The organism is Variibacter gotjawalensis, from assembly GCF_002355335.1.
Lineage (GTDB): Bacteria > Pseudomonadota > Alphaproteobacteria > Rhizobiales > Xanthobacteraceae > Variibacter > Variibacter gotjawalensis.
Genome location: NZ_AP014946.1, coordinates 2,245,470 through 2,263,775 on the forward strand (window position 1 = coordinate 2,245,470; position 18,306 = coordinate 2,263,775).

Below are 18,306 nucleotides of genomic sequence, written 5' to 3' on the forward strand. Positions count from 1 at the left end.
TTTGGACCTGACAACTCCTGCGAGTTGTGCCTAAGCTGAGGTTCGAGCTCCGGGGGCGCGTCGATAGACGCGAAGAATAAGAGAGCCGGCAAACAAAAAGAACGATGGGAGAACGCTGAATGTCGACGAAATTCACGCGCCGCCGATTCCTGGCAACCACGGCTGCGACGACTGCAGTCTTGGCGATGCCGCATGTGAGCCACAGCCAGGCGGGCGGCAAATTGTCACTCGGTTTCTGGGATCACTGGGTGCCGGGCGCGAACAACGCGACGACCGCACTGATCAACGAGTGGGCCGCGAAGGAAAAAGTCGAAGTCTCGATCGACTACATCCCGTCGCAAGGCAACAAGAACCTGATGGTCATCGCGGCCGAGGCGCAGGCGCGCTCGGGCCACGACGTTCTTGCGTTCCCGACTTGGGAGCCGCAGGCGCACGTCGAACGCCTCGAGCCGGTCGACGACATCATGGGTCCGTTGATTGCGCAGAACGGCGACGTCAACGACACCGTGAAGTATCTCGGCCGCGCCAACAATAAGTGGATTGCCGTGCCGGCAACCGTCGGCAGTCAGATCAAAGGCCCGTGCTCGCGAATCGACCTGTTGAAGCAGCACGCCGGCATCAACATCCAAGAGCTCTACCCGGCCGGCGCGGCGCCGAAGGCCGACGGTTGGACACTTGAGGTGTTCTTGAAAGCCGCCGAAGCCTGCCACAAGGCCGGCTTCCCGTTCGGCATCGGCCTCGGCACGACGTCGGATTCGGTCGACTCGGCGGGCGCTTTCTTCCACGCGAACGGCGCGCAACTCGTCAACGCGAAGGGCGAGATTGTCGTCAAATCGGATGCGGTGCGTAAATCGCTCGACTTCTACAAGAAGCTCGCGCAGTTCATGCCGACGGACGTTCCGGCATGGGACGACGCCTCGAACAACAAGTGGCTCGTATCCGGCAAGGGCGCGATGGTGATGAATCCGCCGAGCGCCTGGGCCGTCGCTAAGCGCGATGCGCCGCAGATCGCCGAGCAGCTTTGGACGCACGGCTTCCCGTCCGGTCCGAATGGCCGCTACGCGCCGTTCCTGCCGTACTTCTGGGGCATCTGGTCGTTCAGCAAGAACAAGACGGCGGCGAAGAGCCTGCTCGTGCACCTCTCGCAGCGCGCATCGGCCGAGAAGATGGTCGCGGCGAGCGCCGGCTACGATCTACCGTCATTCTCCAAGCTGACCGACTTCAAGACCTGGTCGGAAGAGGGGCCGCCGAAGGGCACCCTCTATCATTACCCGAATCCGCACAATCACCACACGCTGTCGATCGCGGCTGCTCCGGCACCACCGAAAATCGCGCAGCAGATTTATGCTCAAGGCGTGCAGACCAAGATGATCGTGCGCCACATGCAAGGCGAGGCGATGGAAAAGACGCTCGCCTGGGCCGAGAGCGAAGTGGAAGGGTTCATGCGGACCTGATGCGATTACGGCGCCTCTCGATTGCGAGAGGCGCCACCTTTTCAGGCGTCTCGCGCTGACTTGCGTGGCGGTTTCGCCGAAGTTGATTTGAGTAGAAGGGGGCGACGCAAGACACTTTCGGTGCCGTGAATCCACGGAAGTCCGTCAGAGTTGCGTCGAAGAGGTGACGGATGGTTGATGCGACAATGCCGCAATCGCGCGCGGCAACGCCCGCGGTCAAGCGCGGCGGCTTTCACAAGGCGATGCAGCGGCGGTCGACGATCGCTTTCCTGATGGCATCGCCGCTCATCGTGCTGATTGCACTGCTTGTCGTTTATCCAGCCGGCTACGCGATGTATCTCGCGATGCTAAACAAGTCGATGCAGCGCTTCGTCGGCTTCGGCAACTTCCTCTTCCTCTTCAAGCGCGACACCTTCTGGCTCGTCGTTTGGCAATCCTGCGTGTTCGCCATCACGGCCGTCGCGTTCAAGGCGCTGATCGGTTTCATCGTCGCGCACTTCGTCCATAACATCCCGAACGCCAAGCAGCGCAAATGGCGCGGCATGTTGCTGATCCCCTGGGTCATCCCGCCGGCGATGTCGACGCTCGCTTGGCTTTGGCTGTTCGATCCGTCCTACAGTGCTTTCAACTGGCTGCTGTCTTTCGTCGGCATCGGGCCGATCCCGTGGACCGGTGACGCCAACTGGGCGCGCTTCTCGGTCATTCTCGTCAACATCTGGGTTGGCGCGCCGTTCTTCATGATCATGTATCTGGCGGCGCTGAAATCCGTGCCGGAGCAGCTTTACGAGGCCGCCGCCATCGACGGCGCAAGCTGGTGGCAGCGCATTTGGTATGTGACGCTGCCGATGATGCGCAACATCATCGCGATCACGACGCTGTTCTCGCTCATCGTCACCTTCGCCAACTTCGACATCGTGCAAATCTTGACGGCCGGCGGTCCGATCGACCGTACGCACGTCTTTGCGACGTGGGCCTTCCGTCTCGGCATTCAGAGCAGCGACATTCCGCTCGGCGCGTCCGTTTCGCTCTTCATGTTCCCGATCCTCGGGATCGCCGCCATCTTCATTTTGCGCGACATCAATCGCCGAGGGAACGAATCCGCATGAGCACCGCAACGATGCCGCTCGCCGGGCCCGGGACCCGTCCGCGTTACGGTTCGATGAGCAACGATCGCAAGTGGGCGATGCGCTGGTCGTATTTCTTCCTCTCGCTGTTCGTCGTCTTCTTCCTGACGCCGCCGATTTACATGTTCATCACCTCGCTGAAGACCAGCGCGGAGATTTCGGCGGCGACGAATCCGTGGTGGGTCTTCAATCCGACGCTCGATAACTACAAAGAGCTGCTGACGTCGAACACCTACCTGATCTTCTTCCGCAACTCGGCGATCGTTTCCATCTTCGTCGTCACGATCACGATGATCATCTCGGTGCCGGCTGCCTTCGCGCTTGCGCGTATGAAATTCTGGGGCTCGGCAACGCTCGCGACCGGCGTGTTCCTAACGTATCTCGTGCCGGATACGCTGCTGTTCATTCCGCTCTTCAAAATGTTCGCGACGTTTCACGAATGGACCGGCATCCAGCTGATCAATCGCTGGTGGGTTCTGCTCGTGATCTATCCGACACTCACGGTACCGTTCTGCACCTGGATCATGATCGGTTACTTCGCGTCGATTCCGAAAGAACTCGACGAAGCCGCATTGATGGACGGCGCCAACTATCGCCAGATTTTGTTCCGAGTGTTTATCCCAGTGGCACTCCCGGGATTGATCGCCGCAACGATCTTTGCTTTCACCGTGAGTTGGGCGCAGTTCCTGTATCCACTCGCGTTCACGACATCGGCCGATCAGCTAGTTCTGCCGGTCGGAATCATCACGACGTTGATTAAAGGCGACGTCTTCAATTGGGGACAGATCATGACGGGCGCGCTGCTTGGTGCCGCGCCGCCGCTCATCATCTACGCATTCCTCATGGACTATTACATTGCCGGTTTGACTGCCGGCGCGACCAAAGGGTGAGGCCGTTATGGCGCAGGTTACGTTGCGTAAAGTCGTCAAGAAATACGGAGAGGTCGAGGCCGTGCGCGGCATCGATCTCGACATCAAGGACTCGGAGTTCGTCGTGCTCGTTGGCCCCTCCGGCTGCGGCAAGTCGACGACGCTCCGCATGATCGCGGGCCTTGAGGAAATTTCTGGCGGCGAGATTGCGGTCGATGCCGACGTCGTCAATGACGTTCCGCCGAAAGACCGCGACATGGCGATGGTGTTCCAGAATTACGCTCTCTATCCGCACATGACCGTGCACGAGAACATGTCGTTCGGCTTGCGTCTCAAGAAGTTCCCGAAGGACGAGATTCAGCGTCGCGTCGACGAAGCCGCTCGCATCCTCGACATCAAGGAACTGCTGCAGCGTAAGCCGGCGGCGCTTTCCGGCGGCCAGCGTCAGCGCGTCGCCATGGGTCGCGCCATCGTGCGTAACCCGAAAGTTTATCTCTTCGACGAGCCGCTCTCGAACCTCGACGCGAAGCTTCGCGTGCAGATGCGCACCGAGATCAAGCGCGTGCATCAGAAGGTGCGCACGACGACGATCTATGTGACGCACGATCAGGTCGAGGCGATGACGCTCGCTGACCGCGTCGTCGTGATGAACAGAGGCATCATCGAGCAAGTCGGCGCGCCGAACTTCCTCTATCATTCGCCGGCGACGCGTTTTGTCGCGGGTTTCATCGGGTCGCCCGCGATGAACTTCATCCCGTGCAAGCTCGAGCAGACCGGCGAAAACCTCGCGGTCCGCATCACGGACGCGATCGTGTTCCCTGTACCGCCGGATCGCACGCAGCGCTACAAGGCACATGTCGGCGCGAGCGATCTGTCGTTCGGCATTCGCCCGGAGCATCTCACCGAGACGAGCTCGAATGGCGGTGCGAAGAACATCGCGACCTTCGATGCCAACATCGAAGTCGTCGAGCCGATGGGCAACGAAACGATGGTGTTCTTCAAGCTCAACGGCGTCGATGTCTGCGGCCGCGTCGATCCGGATGCGGGCGCGAAAGAGCTGACGCCGATGAAGCTTGCCGCCGCGCTCGATCACATGCACCTCATCGACGAAAAATCCGGCAAGGTTCTCTAAGCTTCAAAAATGAATGTGCCGGGCCTTCTCTCGCATCGAGAGAGGCCTGAGCGCGTTCGCAATGCCCAAGGAGCAATAAGAAATGACCGACCTCAATGGCAAAGTTGCCTGGATCACAGGCGCCGGATCCGGCATCGGCGAAGCCGCCGCCATCGCGCTCGCGAAAGAAGGCGTATCGGTTGGGCTCACGGGCCGCCGCGCTGAAATGCTGCAAGGGGTCGCGGACAAGATCACCAAGGCAGGCGGCAAGGCGCTTGTTGTCGCGGGCGATCTTATGGACTCGTCGGTGCCCGAGAAGGCCGCAAAGCAAGTCGCGGACAAATTCGGCCGCCTCGACATCCTGGTGAACAACGCCGGCGCCAACGTGCCGGAACGCCGCTGGAACCAGCTCAATCCTGACCGCGTGCGTACGGTGATCGATTCCAATCTTACATCGACGTTCAACTGCGCGGTCGCCGCGATGAACATCATGCGGCCGAACAAGTCTGGCCTTCTCATTCACACGGCTTCATGGGCCGGCCGCTTTGTCGGTCTTCTCTCCGGCGCCGCCTACACGGCGGCAAAGCACGGCGCCGTCGCGATGAGCTACCAGATCAACATGGAAGAGTTTCAGAACGGCATCCGTTCGACCGTGCTCTGCCCGGGCGAAGTCGCGACGCCGATCCTGGACAAGCGTCCGGTACCGGTCTCTCAAGAAGATCGTGCGAAGATGATCCAGTCCGAAGATATGGCGAGCATCATCGTCTATGTCGCCAAAATGCCGCCGCACGTGACGCTGAGCGAAATCGTCATCTCGCCGGCTTGGAATCGCGGCTATGCTTCGGCCGCTGGCCTCGGCCCGAAAGCGCCGCTCTAACGCTCAGCCACAACGCGGCGGGCTTGACCCCGGCATCCTTCTCCGAGATGAGTTTTGGAGATGGATTGCCTGGGAGTTTTTCGTGAAAATTGAAAGTGACGTGCTGCGTGACTTCGTCGGCGATATTTTCGTCGGCGCTGGTTGTTCGAAGGAAGAAGGCGAGCGTATCGCCAAGTATCTGGTGAACGCCAACCTCGCGGGCCACGACAGCCATGGTGTCGTACGCGTTCCGCGCTACGTCACCTCAAAACTCGAAGGCACCGTGAAAGGCGACGTCAAAGTCGACGTTGTCGTCGACACGCCCGTGATCGCGGTGGTCGACGGCAAATTCGGCTACGGCCAAACCGTCACACCGCAAGCTGTCCAGATCGGCATCGAGAAGGCGAAGAAGAACGGCCTCGCCGCCGTCGCTCTCCGCAACGCCGGTCACATAGGCCGCATCGGCGATTGGGCCGAGATGGCGGGTGCCGAAGGCCTTGTCTCGATCCACTTCGTCAACGTCCCGGGCTCGGTGCTTGTTGCGCCATATGGCGGCGTCGATCGCCGCATCTCGACCGCGCCGTTCTGCATCGGCATTCCGCGCGAAGGGCAGGAGATGGTGTTGCTCGATTTCGCAACCTCGGTCGTCGCCGAAGGCAAGGTGCTGGTCGCCAGCCAAGGCGGCAAGAAGCTGCCCGACAACGCGCTGATCGAGCAGGATGGCGCGATGTCCGGCGATCCGCACACGCTTTACGGTCCTTACGAGCCGACTGGCCCACGCAATTATCGTCAGGGCACCGGCGCAATCCGCGCCTTCGGCGATCACAAGGGCTCCGGCCTCGCCTTCATGTGCGAAATTCTTGGCGGCTCGCTCACCGGCGCCGGCGCGACGGAGACGCGCACCGTCGTCACAAACGGCATGCTGTCGTTCTATATCGACCCAAAGGTGCTCGATCCGAGCGCGTTCTTCGGGTCCGACATGGCGCGCTACATCGACTACTGGAAGTCGTCGAAGCCGGCGACGGCCGATGGTGAAGTGCTCATTCCGGGCGAGGTTGAGTCGCGCAACCGAAAGGATCGCCTCGCCAACGGCATCACGATCGCGGACGACACCTGGACGGCAATTGTCGACATTGCCGCCAAAGTCGGCGTCAAACCGCCGCACAACTTGGGCGGCCCGCGGCCGTGATCCCAAGTTGCCGTCATGGCCCGCATGAAGCGGGCCATAACGACGGGTGAAGACGGCTTTGCTGTGCCCGACCGTACCGCCTATATTCCCCGCATGGCCACGATACTCGATCTCATTGGCGAGACACCGCTCGTCGAAATCACCCGCATTGACACCGGCGTTTGCCGGCTTTTCCTCAAACTCGAAAGTCAGAACCCCTCCGGCTCGATCAAGGACCGCCCCGCGCGGGCGATGATCGAGGCCGCCGAGCGTGACGGTCGCCTGAAAGAGGGCGGCACCGTCGTCGAGGCAACGGCAGGCAATACGGGGCTCGGCCTGGCGCTAGTCGGCGCCCGCAAAGGCTATCGCATCATCCTCGTTGTGCCGGACAAGATGGCGCGCGAGAAAATCCTCCACGCAAAATCGCTCGGCGCCGAGATCGTGCTGACGCGGTCGGACGTCGGCAAAGGCGACCCCGAATACTATCAGGACCTCGCTGCCAGCATCACGCAGCGCACCCCCGGCGCGATCTTCATCAACCAATTCGAAAACCCGGCCAATCCACAGTCGCACGAAGAAACGACCGGGCCGGAAATCCTCCGCCAGATGGACGGCGACGTCGATGCCATCGTCTGCGGTGTCGGTTCCGGCGGCACGCTGACCGGCATCGGCCGTTACATGCGCGACGCGTCGCCGAAGACCGAGATGGTGCTGGCCGATCCGGTCGGCTCGATCCTCGCGCCGCTGCACAACACCGGCAAGATGACGGAGGCGGGCAGCTGGGCCGTCGAAGGCATCGGCGAAGATTTCATCCCGTCGGTACTCGACATGACGCTGATCAAGCACGCTTACGCGATCAGCGATCCGGAAAGTTTTACGGCCGCTCGCGAGCTTCTCAAGCGCGAAGGCATTTTCGGTGGCTCGTCGACCGGGACGTTGTTCGCGGCGGCGCTCAAATTCTGCCGCGAGCAGAAGGAGCCGAAGCGCGTCGTCAGTCTCGTCTGCGATTCCGGCGCGAAATATCTCTCGAAAGTCTTCTCGGACGCGTTCCTCGCGCAGGAAGGCTGGAGCGGGCGTGAGCTCGCCGGCACCGTGCGCGACATCGTCATCAATCGCTTCCCGGAAGGCTCCGTGGTCTCGATCGGCCCGCGCGATACCCTGCGCACGGCCTTCGCCCGCATGCGCGCCGCCGACATCTCGCAGCTTCCCGTCATGGAAGGCGAGCGCATCGTCGGTCTCATTGACGAGAGCGATATGCTCGGCGTTGCAATGACGGATGCGGCCGGCCATCAGAATGCGTTCACCCGCTTGGTCCAGGACGTGATGGTGAAACGCCTCGAGACAGTGTCTGCGTCGGCGCCGATCACCGAACTCGCACCGATCTTCAAGGAGGATCACGTCGCCATCGTCATGGACGGTGACCGCTTCCTCGGCCTCGCGACCCGTCTCGATCTCGTCAATTATTTCCGCATTTCTCAGTGAGCTTATGAGCAACTCCAACCAACTCGGCTTTTCGACCCGCTGTGTCCACGCGGGCCAAGAGCCTGACCCGACGACCGGCGCCGTCATGATGCCGATCTACGCGACCTCGACCTTCGTGCAGGAGAGCCCCGGCAAGCACAAAGGCTACGAGTATGCGCGCAGCCAGAATCCGACCCGCATGGCATTCGAGCGCTGCATCGCCGATCTCGAAGGCGGCACGCAGGGCTTTGCCTTTGCGTCCGGCCTCGCCGCCACCGCGACCGTGCTCGAATGCCTCGATCATGGCGCGCACATCGTCGCGGCTGACGATCTTTACGGCGGCACGCGCCGTTTGTTTTCGCGCGTGCGCGAGCGCTCGGCTGGCCTCACGACGACGTATCTCGATTTGTCCGACCCGGAAACGCTGGACAAAGCGATCCAGCCGAACACCAAGCTGATCTGGATCGAGACGCCGAGCAATCCGCTGCTCAAACTGATTGATCTCGAACGTATCGCGCAGATCGCGAAGAAGCGCGGCGTGCTTTGCGTTGCCGATAACACCTTCGCGACGCCGTGGATCCAGCGCCCGTTGGAGTTCGGTTTCGACGCCGTCGTCCACTCGACGACGAAATATCTCAACGGCCACTCCGATATGGTCGGCGGCACCGTCGTCGTTGGTGCGAACAATGATTTGCGCGAGCGCCTGGGTTATCTGCAGAACGCCGTCGGCTCGATTTCCGGTCCTTTCGATAGCTTTTTGGCGTTGCGTGGCTTGAAGACGCTCGCGCTTCGCATCGAGCGGCAGAGTGCCTCGGCATTCAAGATCGCGCAGTGGCTGGAAAAACATCCGCGCGTGAAGCGCGTCTATTATCCAGGCCTCGAAAGCTATCCACAGCATGCGCTCGCGAAACGCCAGATGCGCGCGTTCGGCGGCATGATCTCGGCCGAGCTCGACGGCGGTCTCGACTTCGCGACGCGCTTCCTCGAGCGCTGCCATCTCTTCGCGCTCGCCGAGAGCCTCGGTGGAATCGAGAGCCTGATCGAACATCCGGCCATCATGACGCACGCGTCGGTGCCCGCCGAGGTGCGCGCCGCACTCGGCATCTCGGATGGTCTCGTGCGTCTGTCGGTCGGCATCGAGGATGTCGACGATCTCATCGCCGAGCTTGAAACCGCGCTCGCGAAATAAGAACAAACGTCCCTTTGGAGTTCTCCCCATGACCGCTTCCGCACGTGATCGTCTCGCCGCCGCGCTTGCCCGCATCGACGATCCGAAAGGCGAGGGGAAGCGGGCATGTCTCACGGTCTATCGAGAGACGTCTGAGATCGAAGCAGATGCTGCCGACGCGCGCGCAAAAGCCGGCATATCGCTCGGGCCGCTCGATGGCACCATTGTCTCGATCAAGGATTTGTTCGACGTCAGAGGTGAGCCGACGCGCGCGGCCTCGAAGATCTACGCCGACGCTCCGCCGGCCAAAGCCGACGCGCCGGTGGTGCAGCGCCTGCGCGCGGCGGGCGCCGTGATCGTCGCCAAGACCGCGATGTCGGAGTTCGCTTTCTCGGGCGTCGGCTGGAACCCGCATTACGGCACACCGGCCAATCCGGCTGATCGCTCGCGCGTTCCTGGCGGCTCGTCATCCGGTGCGGCGGTTGCTGCTGCCGACCACATGTGCGAGATCGCGATCGGCACCGACACCGGCGGCTCGACGCGCATTCCGGCCGCGCTCTGCGGCGTCGTCGGCTTCAAGCCGTCGAAGCAGCGCGTGCCGACCGACGGCGCGTTCCCGCTGTCCTACACACTCGACTCGATCGGCCCGCTCGCGCGCAACGTTGCGGACTGCGCACGTGCCGACGCCGTCATCGCGGGGGAGGCCGCGTGGGATCTCAAGCCGCAATCCGTGAAGGGTCTGCGCATCCGCGTGCCGCGAAGCGCCAGCTTCCAGCCGCGCGAAGACGAAGTGACGAAGGCTTTCAACGATGGGCTCGACATTTTGCGCAAGGCCGGCGCGATCATCGAAGAGACGCCGTTTCCGCTGCTCGACGAGATGATCGAGGCGAACAAGACCGGCGGCTTCCCGGTGCCGGAAGCTTTGCAGATTCATCGCGAGAATCTGAAAACGCGCGGTGACGATTTCGATCAGAACGTTCGCGCTCGTATCGAGCGCGGCAGCGCGATGAGCGCCGCGGACTACATCGAGCTGATGCAGACGCGTAGCCGCCTTGTGCCCGCGATGGATGCGTGGATGTCCGGTGTCGATGTGCTCGCGCTGCCTGCGACGCCGATTGTCGCGCCGAAGATCGCCGACATCGACAAAGACACGAAAGCCTTCGTCAAAGCGAATGTCGCGTTGCTGTCGATCACGTCGATCTTCAATTTCTTCGACAATTGCGGAATCTCGATTCCACTCCCGCGGCCGAACGGCGCGCTGCCCGTCGGCCTCATGCTTATCGCGCGCAATGGCCGTGATCGCGATCTCTTCCGCGTCGCCGCCGGCGTCGAACGGGCTTTCGCCTGATGAGCCGTCATTGCGAGGAGCGGCTCTGCGCGAAGCGCCGCCGCGACGTGGCAATCCAGGAGCCAGGAAGTAAGGACTGGATTGCTTCGTCGCTGTTGCACAGCTCCTCGCAATGACAAAGCAAGTCGGTGCAGGGCGATCGAGATGAAGCAATTCTGGGGCGGCGTCCTGATCCTGCTCGGCGTCGTCTGGGTGATGATGTGCTATCTCGGCACCGCTATGATGTCGCGCGGGGTCGACTGGTTCAGCGAAGCTTTCCTACCTGCATTGCTTGGCTTGATTCCAATCGGCTTCGGCCTTTTCCTCATCCTGAAGAGGCCGAAATCGCGCCGGCTCTCCTGAGAATTCCGACTTGTATGATGATCAGATGACCTTGCCTTTCGGGTCATTTTGTCACATACGCTTTTTCGGAAGATCAGGCCGCCGATCAGAGTGGCCGCTCAGGGAGATGACGTTATGCAGGTGAGGTTGCTCGGCGCTGTTGGCGCCGCGTTGGTCGCTTCGGTTTTGAGTGTCGCGCCCGCGATGGCGCAGACGAAGCTCAAATGGGCGCACGTGTACGAAACGAACGAGCCGTACCACACCGATGCGCTATGGGCCGCCGAAGAAATCAAGAAGCGCACCAACGGCAAATACGAGGTGCAGGTTTTTCCGGCTTCGCAGCTCGGCAACGAAAACCAGATCAACGAAGGTCTCGGTCTCGGCACCGTCGATATGATCTATACGGGCGTTGCCTTCGCGGGCTCGATCCATAAACCGATCGCGATCACCAACGCGCCGTTCATCTTGCGCAACTTCGATCACTTCATGGCCTATCGCTCGTCGCCACTCTTCCGCGACATCGCCAAAGGTTACGAAGGTCGCACGCGCCACAAGGTCGTTACGCTCACGTATTACGGCCAGCGTCACGTCACGGCGAACAAGGCCGTCAATAAGCCCGAAGATATGAAGGGGATGAAGCTGCGCGTGCCGCCGGCGCCGCTCTTTCTCATGTTCACGAAGTCCGTCGGCGCCAACGCGACGCCGATTGCGTTCGCGGAAGTCTACCTTGCGCTTCAGCAGGGCACCGTGGACGGTCAGGAAAATCCGCTGCCGACCATCATGGCGAAGAAGTTTTATGAAGTGCAGTCGCACATCATGCTGACCGGCCACATCACCGAGTCGCTGCTCACCATTGTCGGCAGCCACGTTTGGCCGAAGCTCTCCGACGCCGAGAAGAAAATCTTCGAGGAAGTGCTGAGCGAGGCGTCGCTCAAGGCGACCAATGAGATCCGTGCGCAGGAAAGCAAACTCGCCGACGAGTTCAAGAAGCTTGGCAAGACCGTGATCGCGCCGGACCGCGAGCCGTTCCGGCAGGCCGCGATGCCGCTGCACAACGACGGCAGTGGCGGCTGGTCGAAAGCCGAATACGACGCGCTGCAAGCGCTGAAGTAAAAGCTTGGGCTGTCATCCCGGCCGAGTGCTTGTGCAGCAAGCGCGAGAGCCGGGATCCACGTATCCCTGCGACGATAGGTGAACATGGATCCCGCATAGCCTCTGTTCGCTGCGCGAACTTGCGGCTTCCGGAATGACAGCCAGAATACTGCAAGCCCTCCGAGCCTGAGCGCTTCGAAAGAGACGGCGAATGACCCAGACGACCGATCCAGAATCCCATCACCGCGCGCCGGTTGATCCGGACGCGCCGGGAGAAACGCACCTTATCGTCGCGAAAGACGAAGAGGTCGTGATCGAGCATCACATCGAAGACTGGCTCGTCTTCGTGATTTTCTGGGGCCTCGCCGGCATCGTCTTTCTGCAGTTCTTCACGCGCTATGTTCTCAACGACAGCCTCGCCTGGACCGAAGAGATCGCGCGCTACGGCCTCATGTGGGTCGTCTTCATCGGCGCCGCGATGGTGACGCGGCGCAACGCGCATATCGGCGTCGAGCTGGTCTCGAACCTGCTCGGCCCCGGGCCGCTACAGAAGGCGCTGTTCATTCTCATCGATATCGTGCGCGTCATCTTCATCGCGCTGCTCGCCTACTTCTCGATCACCATCGTCGAACGCATGGACATTCAGCGTATGACCGTCATCGATCTGCCGATGAGCTACGTGTACGGCGGCATAGCGGTCGGCTGCTTCCTCATGCTGTATCGCCAGCTGGAAACCACGTGGCGCAACTACAAGCGCGGCTGGACGCCGGTCCAGCACGTAACACCGGCGGCGGATTGAAACGATGATCGTCATCCTATTTCTCTTCCTCGCCGCGCTGCTCATCGGCATTCCGGTCTTCATCGCGCTCGCTGGATCGTCGCTGCTCTACACGCACTTCATTGCCGGCATCCCGGATTTTGTCGTGCTCCACCGCATGGCGGGCGGCGTCGATAGTTTCCCGTTGCTCGCGGTGCCGTTTTTCATCTTGGCCGGCAACTTGATGAACTCCGCCGGCATCACCAACCGCATCTATGATTTCGCGGTCGCGCTGGCAGGCTGGATGCGCGGCGGCCTCGGTCACGTGAACATTCTGGGCTCGGTGATCTTTTCCGGCATGTCCGGCACTGCGATCGCGGATGCCGCCGGTCTCGGCACGATCGAGATCAAGGCGATGCAGGATCACGGCTACTCGAAGGAGTTCTCCGTCGGCGTCACCGCAGCCTCCGCGACCCTCGGACCGATCATCCCGCCGTCGTTGCCCTTTGTCATCTACGGCATGATGGCGAATGTCTCGATTGGCGCGCTGTTCCTCGGCGGCGTCATCCCGGGCCTCGTCATGACGGTGCTCATGATGGCTTACGTCACGTATTACGCGCGGCGCCACAACATCGGCGCCGACCAGCTGTTCCGCTGGCGCGTTTTGTTCGCGACCTTCATTGCCGCGATCCCCGCGCTATTGACGCCGGTCATCATCATCGGGGGCATGAGCTTCGGCTGGTTCACGCCGACCGAAGCCGCCATCGCGGCGTGCTTCTGGGCGCTGATCCTCGGCTGTTTCCTGTATCGCTCGCTGACGTGGAAGCAGTTCTACAAAGTCACGATGGACACGATCGAGACGACCGCCGCCGTGTTACTGATCGTCGGCGCCGCCTCGCTGTTTGGCTGGGTCTTGACGACGACGCGACTTACCGAAGTAGCGACCGAAGCGCTGCTGTCCTACACGGACAACCGCTATGTCATCCTGCTGCTGATCAACATCCTCCTGCTCGTCGTCGGTTGCTTCCTCGAGACGATCGCGGCGATCTCGATCCTGGTGCCGATCCTGATGCCGGTGATTTTGAAAGTCGGCATCGACCCGATTCACTTCGGGCTGATCATGACGCTCAACTTGATGATCGGGCTTTTGCACCCGCCGCTCGGCATGGTGCTGTTCGTTTTATCGCGAATAGCCAACTTATCGATCGAGCGAACCACGATGGCGATTCTGCCGTGGTTGATCCCACTGTTGCTGTCGCTCGTCGCGATCACGATTTTCCCGGAGCTGACGCTGTGGCTTCCGCGCCAGATGGGGATGCTGAAGTAGGGCGAATTCGCGCTTGCCGACCGCGCCGTTTCGGCTCAAGGATTGGATGAATTCCAAACAGCGAGCCGAGCCATGTCCCAACCCCGCACCATCCGCCTTTCGCCGGACGACAACGTCGTCGTCGCGGTCGACATCGTTCAGCCGGGAGCAAGCGCGGTCGGGGTGACGGCGCGTGAGCGCGTCGTGCGTGGCCACAAAATGGCGATTGCGCCGATTGCCGAGGGAGAGCCGGTTAGGAAATACGGGCAGATCATCGGCTTCGCGACCAAAGCGATCGAGCCCGGCGCCTGGGTGCACGAGCACAACACCGCGATGGGCGATTTCTCGCGCGACTATCGCCACGCCGAGGATGCGAAGAACGACGAAATCCTGCCGCCCGAAATGCGCGCGACCTTCGAGGGCTACGTGCGCCCGAACGGCAAGACCGGCACGCGCAACTACATCGGCATTCTCACCTCGGTAAACTGTTCGGCGTCCGTCGCAAAGTTCATCGCAGAAGGCGTCAACCGTTCCGGCATCCTCGACGACTATCCGGAGATCGATGGCGCTGTGCCCTTCGTGCACGGCACCGGCTGCGGACTTGCGGCGTACGGCGAAGGCTTCGAAGTCTTGCGCCGCACGCAGTGGGGTTACGCGACACATCCGAACCTCGGCGGCGCGTTGATGGTCGGCTTGGGCTGCGAAGTTTTTCAGATTGATCGCATGAAGGACGAATACAACATGGTCGAAGGCGACCATTTCCAGACCATGACGATTCAGGCGACGGGCGGCACCAAGAAGACAATACAAGAGGGCATCGAACGCATTCGCGCGATGTTGCCGATCGCCGCAAAAGCAAAACGCGAAACGCGACCGGCTTCCGAAGTCACGCTCGCGCTCCAGTGCGGCGGCTCCGACGGCTACTCTGGCATCACGGCAAATCCGGCGCTCGGCGCTGCCGTGGATCTCCTCGTGAAGCACGGCGGCACCGGCGTTCTCTCCGAGACGCCGGAGATTTACGGCGCCGAACATCTGCTCACACGCCGCGCCGTTAATCGCTCGGTTGGCGAGAAGCTCGTCGGGCGTATCAAGTGGTGGGAGGATTACACCGCGCGTAACGCCGGCGAGATGAATAACAATCCGTCGCCCGGCAACAAGGCGGGCGGTCTCACCACGATCCTCGAAAAGTCGCTTGGCGCGGCAGCGAAAGGCGGCTCGACGACGCTGCGCGCCGTTTACGAATACGCGCAGCCGATCAAGGAGAAGGGGTTCGTCTTCATGGACACGCCCGGCTACGATCCGGTCGGCGCTACGGGCCAAGTCGCTGGCGGTTGCAACGTGATGTGCTTCACGACCGGCCGTGGCTCCGCGTTCGGCTGTAAGCCGACGCCCTCGATCAAGCTCGCGACGAACTCGCAGGTTTATGCGTCGATGACCGACGATATGGACATCAATTGCGGCGACGTGCTCGACGGCGTGTCCGTGCAGGATAAGGGCAAGGAGATCTTCGATCACGTGCTCCGCGTCGCCTCCGGCGCACACACGAAGTCGGAAGATCTTGGTTACGGCGATCTCGAGTTCGTACCTTGGCAGATCGGCGCGACGATGTAGCCGAAACGCAAATGGCCCGGACAAAGCCGGGCCATTGCTTGTTGTCGTCCGAACAGTTTAGCCGTGCGACGGCTTGCCCATCGTAACGGTGAGCTTTCCGACGCCTTCGCATTCGCATTCGAGCTTGTCGCCGACCGCGATCTTGCCGACGCCCGCGGGCGTTCCCGTCATGATGATGTCGCCGGCTTCGAGCGCGACCGACTGTGAGAGCTTCTCGATGATCTCCGGAACGTTCCAGATCATCTGCTCGAGATCGCCGTCCTGCTTCACGGTGCCATTCTGCTTGAGATAGATGCGGCCCTTCTTCGGATGGCCGATCTCAGCTGCCGGCTTCAGCGCGCCGCACGGCGCCGAGCCGTCGAACGCTTTACCGATTTCCCATGGCCGCTTGATGTTGCGCGAGGCGATCTGCAGATCGCGGCGCGTCAGGTCGATGCCGATGCCATAGCCCCACACGCAATCGAGCGCCTTGTCGGCCTTGATGTTGCGGCCACCGCTCTTGAGCGCGACCACCATCTCGACTTCGAAGTGCAGGTCTTCGGTCAGCGGCGGAAACGGAACGGTGCCGCCATCCGGCACGATCGCGTCGGCAGGCTTGGCGAAGAAGAACGGCGGCTCACGCTCGTCGTTGCCCATCTCGCGGATGTGCTCGAGATAGTTGCGGCCGACGCACCAGATACGGCGGACCGGGAAAGTCTTATCGCTGCCGGCGACCGCGATGGCGGGCTGCGGCGGGGCGGGGATAACGAAACCAGCGCTCATTTCTTGTTTTGCCTTGCGTTCCGAGGAAGTCCGGCCGTTGCCTAGACCTCCTGCGGGCTATGGTCAATTGCGAAGGGGCCGGCCGGTCATGCAGCTCCGCTGGATGCGGGTTCGGCAAGCTGCAGACGGTAGAATGACGCGTATCGGCCGCCTTTGCGCAGCAAATCTTCGTGTCGGCCGGATTCGACGATATGGCCGCCCTCGACCACACAGATGCGGTCGGCGTGCATGATCGTGTGCAGCCGGTGCGCGATGCTGATCGTCGTGCGGCCGGCCGAGAGGCGAGCCAGTGCCATCTGCACCTGCTGCTCGCTTTCGCTGTCGAGCGCTGCGGTTGCCTCGTCGAGCAGGATGATCTTCGCGTTCTTAAGCAGCGCGCGCGCTATGGCGATCCGCTGACGTTGGCCGCCGGAAAGCTGAAGGCCTTGCTCGCCGACCGGCGTGTCGTAGCCGCGCGGGAAGCTCATGATGAACTCGTGCGCGAAGGCATCTTTCGCAGCCGCAATGATCTCGTCCTCACTCGCGCCGACGCGGCCGAACACGATGTTGTCGCGGATGGTGCCGCGGAACAGGAACGTGTCCTGACCGACATAGCCAATGGCTTCGCGTAGCGAGCGCCGCGACACCGTCGCGATATCCGTGCCGTCGATCAGCACCGCGCCGCTCTGCGGTTCGTAGAACCGGAGAATGAGATTGAGGATCGTCGACTTGCCGCCGCCCGAGGGGCCGACCAGCGCTGTCGTTCCGCCCGGCTCGGCGACCAGCGACACGCCATCGAGCACCGGCGCCGCAGCCGTGTAGGCGAACGAGACTTTGCGCAGTTCGACACGGCCATCGCGCAGTATGAGGCGCGGGCGGTCGTCGTCGGCCGGCTCGGTCGGCTTGGAGTCGAGCACCTCGAACAGCATCTGCAATCCGGCCATCTGACCGTTAAGATCGATATTGAGGCGCGCCAGGCGTTTTGCCGGCTCGTAGGCGAGCAAAAAAGCCGTGACGAAAGAGAAGAACTCGCCGGGCGCCGCGCCGTGCTCGATCACGCGATAACCGGCATACAAAATCGCCAAAGCGATCGCGATGCCGCCAAGTGTCTCCATCAACGGGCTCGAGCGGTTCGACACACGCGCCAGCTTGTTCGACGCGTTTTCGATCTGCCCGATCTGATCACTGATGCGACGGCTGAGTTCATCTTCCAGCGTGAAGGCTTTGACGATGCGCATGCCGCGCAGCGTCTCCTGCAGCGTCTCGGTGACGCGAACGCCGCCGGAGAATTGCGCAAGTGCGACACTGCGCGCGCGCTTCATCAATTTGCGCAGGAAAATGACGGCCGGCGGCACGACGACGAAACCGACCAGCGACATCACCGGGTCTTGGTAGACCATCACGGCCGCCAGCGCGATGAGCGCGAGGAAATCGCGGCCGACCGACGCGACCAGCATATTCAGAACATTCGCGGCCGCTGCGGCGCCGGTGTTGAGCCGCGCGACGAACTCGGCCGAATGTCGATCCGCGAAGTAATGCAGGTTTTCAGACAGCAACTTCGCGAACAGGCGTCGCTGATTATCCGCGATGATGCGGTTGGCGATCCGCGCGAGCTGCACGGAGCTGAAATATGTCGCTGCGCCTTTCGCGATAAAAACGCTAGCGACGACGAAGGCCAGGATCGCGACCGCGCGCGTGTTGCGATCGACGTAGGATTTGTTGACGATTTCGCCCATGAGATAGGCGGAGGCCGCAGTCGCGATTGCCGCGAGGGCCATCAGCGCGAACGCGATCGAATAGCGCCGCCAATAGGCCGCCGTGTAGTCCGCCAGCAGGCGGCGCAGCATCGGCACCATCGCGGTCGCGTCGAGCTTGGTCTTTTCGTCACTCATGTGACGCCTTGGTACCGCGCCGAGGCG

Annotated in this window: 16 protein-coding genes; 14 read left to right on the forward strand and 2 right to left on the reverse strand. The window is 61.8% G+C overall.

From position 1 onward, the window contains the following. Positions 1-119: 119 nt before the first annotated feature. The 14 genes from GJW30_RS10880 (at position 120) to GJW30_RS10945 (ending at position 15,646) form a co-directional block, all read left to right on the forward strand. Positions 120-1,454, forward strand: coding sequence for an ABC transporter substrate-binding protein (locus GJW30_RS10880; protein WP_096355190.1), 1,335 nt, complete (start codon positions 120-122; stop codon positions 1,452-1,454). 170 nt (positions 1,455-1,624) lie between these two features. Further along, the gene (locus tag GJW30_RS10885; RefSeq protein ID WP_096355192.1) at positions 1,625-2,560 is read left to right on the forward strand and encodes a carbohydrate ABC transporter permease; all 936 of its coding nucleotides are present in this window, start codon (positions 1,625-1,627) and stop codon (positions 2,558-2,560) included. After that, positions 2,557-3,468 (forward strand): carbohydrate ABC transporter permease, encoded by a 912-nt coding sequence (locus tag GJW30_RS10890; protein WP_096355194.1) that lies wholly within the window; start codon positions 2,557-2,559, stop codon positions 3,466-3,468. Before GJW30_RS10885 ends, GJW30_RS10890 begins: the two co-directional genes overlap by 4 nt. A gap of 7 nt (positions 3,469-3,475) precedes the next feature. Beyond that, positions 3,476-4,579: an ABC transporter ATP-binding protein gene (locus GJW30_RS10895; protein WP_096355196.1), complete on the forward strand. Its 1,104-nt coding sequence runs from the start codon at positions 3,476-3,478 to the stop codon at positions 4,577-4,579. Positions 4,580-4,661: 82 nt separating this feature from the next. Then, entirely contained in the window at positions 4,662-5,435 is a 774-nt protein-coding gene (locus GJW30_RS10900; RefSeq protein WP_096355198.1) for an SDR family oxidoreductase, read from the forward strand. 82 nt (positions 5,436-5,517) lie between these two features. Next, positions 5,518-6,603 carry a malate/lactate/ureidoglycolate dehydrogenase gene (locus GJW30_RS10905; RefSeq protein WP_245408728.1) on the forward strand — a complete coding sequence of 362 codons (1,086 nt, stop codon included), beginning with the start codon at positions 5,518-5,520 and terminating at the stop codon, positions 6,601-6,603. Between the two features lie 93 nt (positions 6,604-6,696). Then, complete coding sequence (locus GJW30_RS10910) at positions 6,697-8,064, forward strand: pyridoxal-phosphate dependent enzyme (protein ID WP_096355202.1); 1,368 nt, start codon at positions 6,697-6,699, stop codon at positions 8,062-8,064. Between the two features lie 4 nt (positions 8,065-8,068). Continuing rightward, positions 8,069-9,232, forward strand: a complete 1,164-nt coding sequence (locus GJW30_RS10915; RefSeq protein ID WP_096355204.1) for a trans-sulfuration enzyme family protein — start codon at positions 8,069-8,071, stop codon at positions 9,230-9,232. Positions 9,233-9,260: 28 nt separating this feature from the next. Continuing rightward, positions 9,261-10,559 carry an amidase gene (locus GJW30_RS10920; RefSeq protein ID WP_096355206.1) on the forward strand — a complete coding sequence of 433 codons (1,299 nt, stop codon included), beginning with the start codon at positions 9,261-9,263 and terminating at the stop codon, positions 10,557-10,559. A gap of 144 nt (positions 10,560-10,703) precedes the next feature. Further along, the gene (locus tag GJW30_RS10925) at positions 10,704-10,901 is read left to right on the forward strand and encodes a hypothetical protein (protein ID WP_096355208.1); all 198 of its coding nucleotides are present in this window, start codon (positions 10,704-10,706) and stop codon (positions 10,899-10,901) included. 114 nt (positions 10,902-11,015) lie between these two features. After that, entirely contained in the window at positions 11,016-11,993 is a 978-nt protein-coding gene (locus GJW30_RS10930; RefSeq protein ID WP_096355210.1) for a sialic acid TRAP transporter substrate-binding protein SiaP, read from the forward strand. Positions 11,994-12,183: 190 nt separating this feature from the next. Further along, positions 12,184-12,771, forward strand: a complete 588-nt coding sequence (locus GJW30_RS10935; protein WP_096355212.1) for a TRAP transporter small permease — start codon at positions 12,184-12,186, stop codon at positions 12,769-12,771. Positions 12,772-12,775: 4 nt separating this feature from the next. Further along, positions 12,776-14,056 carry a TRAP transporter large permease gene (locus GJW30_RS10940; RefSeq protein WP_096355214.1) on the forward strand — a complete coding sequence of 427 codons (1,281 nt, stop codon included), beginning with the start codon at positions 12,776-12,778 and terminating at the stop codon, positions 14,054-14,056. A gap of 72 nt (positions 14,057-14,128) precedes the next feature. Beyond that, positions 14,129-15,646 (forward strand): UxaA family hydrolase, encoded by a 1,518-nt coding sequence (locus tag GJW30_RS10945; RefSeq protein ID WP_096355216.1) that lies wholly within the window; start codon positions 14,129-14,131, stop codon positions 15,644-15,646. A 57-nt stretch (positions 15,647-15,703) separates the two neighbouring features. Here the strand turns inward: GJW30_RS10945 and GJW30_RS10950 are convergent, their stop codons facing one another. Next, positions 15,704-16,408 carry a fumarylacetoacetate hydrolase family protein gene (locus GJW30_RS10950; RefSeq protein ID WP_096355218.1) on the reverse strand — a complete coding sequence of 235 codons (705 nt, stop codon included), beginning with the start codon at positions 16,406-16,408 and terminating at the stop codon, positions 15,704-15,706. A gap of 86 nt (positions 16,409-16,494) precedes the next feature. Next, positions 16,495-18,279: an ABC transporter ATP-binding protein gene (locus GJW30_RS10955; RefSeq protein ID WP_096355220.1), complete on the reverse strand. Its 1,785-nt coding sequence runs from the start codon at positions 18,277-18,279 to the stop codon at positions 16,495-16,497. Positions 18,280-18,306: the final 27 nt, after the last annotated feature.

What these genes read in the sequence shown, in the direction of transcription:
- GJW30_RS10915 (WP_096355204.1), top strand. Translation starts at nt 8,069, where the DNA reads ATGAGCAACTCCAACCAACTCGGCTTTTCGACCCGCTGTGTCCACGCG.
- GJW30_RS10880 (WP_096355190.1), top strand. Translation starts at nt 120, where the DNA reads ATGTCGACGAAATTCACGCGCCGCCGATTCCTGGCAACCACGGCTGCG.
- GJW30_RS10885 (WP_096355192.1), top strand. Translation starts at nt 1,625, where the DNA reads ATGGTTGATGCGACAATGCCGCAATCGCGCGCGGCAACGCCCGCGGTC.
- GJW30_RS10900 (WP_096355198.1), top strand. Translation starts at nt 4,662, where the DNA reads ATGACCGACCTCAATGGCAAAGTTGCCTGGATCACAGGCGCCGGATCC.
- GJW30_RS10895 (WP_096355196.1), top strand. Translation starts at nt 3,476, where the DNA reads ATGGCGCAGGTTACGTTGCGTAAAGTCGTCAAGAAATACGGAGAGGTC.
- GJW30_RS10925 (WP_096355208.1), top strand. Translation starts at nt 10,704, where the DNA reads ATGAAGCAATTCTGGGGCGGCGTCCTGATCCTGCTCGGCGTCGTCTGG.
- GJW30_RS10955 (WP_096355220.1), bottom strand. Translation starts at nt 18,279, where the DNA reads ATGAGTGACGAAAAGACCAAGCTCGACGCGACCGCGATGGTGCCGATG.
- GJW30_RS10945 (WP_096355216.1), top strand. Translation starts at nt 14,129, where the DNA reads ATGTCCCAACCCCGCACCATCCGCCTTTCGCCGGACGACAACGTCGTC.
- GJW30_RS10890 (WP_096355194.1), top strand. Translation starts at nt 2,557, where the DNA reads ATGAGCACCGCAACGATGCCGCTCGCCGGGCCCGGGACCCGTCCGCGT.
- GJW30_RS10940 (WP_096355214.1), top strand. Translation starts at nt 12,776, where the DNA reads ATGATCGTCATCCTATTTCTCTTCCTCGCCGCGCTGCTCATCGGCATT.
- GJW30_RS10935 (WP_096355212.1), top strand. Translation starts at nt 12,184, where the DNA reads ATGACCCAGACGACCGATCCAGAATCCCATCACCGCGCGCCGGTTGAT.
- GJW30_RS10950 (WP_096355218.1), bottom strand. Translation starts at nt 16,408, where the DNA reads ATGAGCGCTGGTTTCGTTATCCCCGCCCCGCCGCAGCCCGCCATCGCG.
- GJW30_RS10930 (WP_096355210.1), top strand. Translation starts at nt 11,016, where the DNA reads ATGCAGGTGAGGTTGCTCGGCGCTGTTGGCGCCGCGTTGGTCGCTTCG.
- GJW30_RS10910 (WP_096355202.1), top strand. Translation starts at nt 6,697, where the DNA reads ATGGCCACGATACTCGATCTCATTGGCGAGACACCGCTCGTCGAAATC.
- GJW30_RS10920 (WP_096355206.1), top strand. Translation starts at nt 9,261, where the DNA reads ATGACCGCTTCCGCACGTGATCGTCTCGCCGCCGCGCTTGCCCGCATC.